The 1,426-nt window shown below is 41.2% G+C and carries 1 protein-coding gene; it reads left to right on the top strand.

The genetic code is table 11. From position 1 onward, the window contains the following. Positions 1-87 precede the first annotated feature (87 nt). The gene (locus IEW93_RS21735) at positions 88-1,413 is read left to right on the top strand and encodes an IS4 family transposase (protein ID WP_188741272.1); all 1,326 of its coding nucleotides are present in this window, start codon (positions 88-90) and stop codon (positions 1,411-1,413) included. Positions 1,414-1,426: the final 13 nt, after the last annotated feature.

Genomic DNA, 1,426 nt, shown 5'->3' with positions numbered 1-1,426 from the left:
TAACACCGATCAGTTAAGAAACTGATCGGTTGACAGCAAAAATGATCCTACGAAAATGACTCCTTCTTTTGAACGGAGTTATTTTTTATGCTGTCTAACTGGCTTATTGATACTGAACTACTTGCTGCCCCCGAAGAACTCTCTATCTTTCAAAAAGAATTGCCATTGGAATGGATTGAACAGGCGTTAGAGCTAACCAACAAAGCAAGTATTAGGCGCAGAAAACTTCCTGCAGAATTAGTCGTTTGGCTCATTGTTGGCATTGGCCTCTATCGAAATCGTTCCATCGCCGAAGTCGTCTCGAAGCTCGACTTAAAGTTAGTTGATAAGCTGGGCGAAACCGTTGCACCAAGTGCTATCCCGCAAGCCAGACAGCGACTTACAGCCGCTCCCCTTAAAGCCCTTTTTAATATCACTTCTAAACACTGGTGTCATAGGGAAGACAGCCAAGATACATGGCATGGTCTTCAGTTATTTTCTGTTGACGGAACGACATTTCGATGTGCAGAAAATACCGAAAATTCAGAGCATTTTGGCTATATCAGTAATCAGCATAGGAAGCAGTCCGTATACCCAGTAGCCCGCTTATGCGCACTCATGTCATTACGAAGTCGTATGATAAGAGATGTAAAATTTGGTCCGTGTAGTAAAGGCGAAATTAGTTATGCTCGAGAGCTAATTGAATCAGTTCCAGCTAATTCTCTCACTATTTTTGATAGTTGTTACTTTAGTGCAGATCTTATGACAAGTTGGTGGGGAGTCAACCCAAATAGTCATTGGCTTACTCCACTCAAATGTAATACACGCTTTGAAGTTATCGAGCAATACGCTGATAACGATTATCTAGTTGAAATGCCAGTATCACCACAAGCGAGAAAAAAGAACCCAGAGCTACCTGAAAAGTGGCATGCAAGACTAGTGACCTATCAAGAAAAATCCCAGGACAATCATATTACAGGTGTGCTGAGCTCATTAACCAATACAAGCAAATATTCCTCTCAAGATATATTAGATGTCTATTTCGAACGCTGGGAGATAGAAAATGGCTATGGAGAAATCAAGCAATATCAACTTGATGAGAGTATTTTACTAAGAAGTCAGACCGTTGAAGGCGTTTATCAGGAGATTTGGGGAATGCTGATTGCGTATAACTTGATCAGAGTTGAAATAAGCCAAATCGCTAAAGAGGCAGAGGTGTCACCATTGCGGATTAGCTTTGTAATGGCGATGCGTTATATACAGGATGAGTTGATGTGGTGCGCAATTGCTTCGCCAGGAACGATCCCTAAAAAGCTCAAAGCAATGAGGGAAAACGTTAAACAATTTATCTTGCCCAAAAAACGAAAACGGCCCAAAAGTAGGACCGTTCGAATTAACAAAACTCGCTATCCAGTTAAGAGAAGAAACTCTTAACTGAATGGTGTTA

Source organism: Shewanella inventionis (assembly GCF_014641855.1).
Taxonomy (GTDB): domain Bacteria; phylum Pseudomonadota; class Gammaproteobacteria; order Enterobacterales; family Shewanellaceae; genus Shewanella; species Shewanella inventionis.
This window is presented reverse-complemented; position numbering and strand designations above follow the sequence as displayed.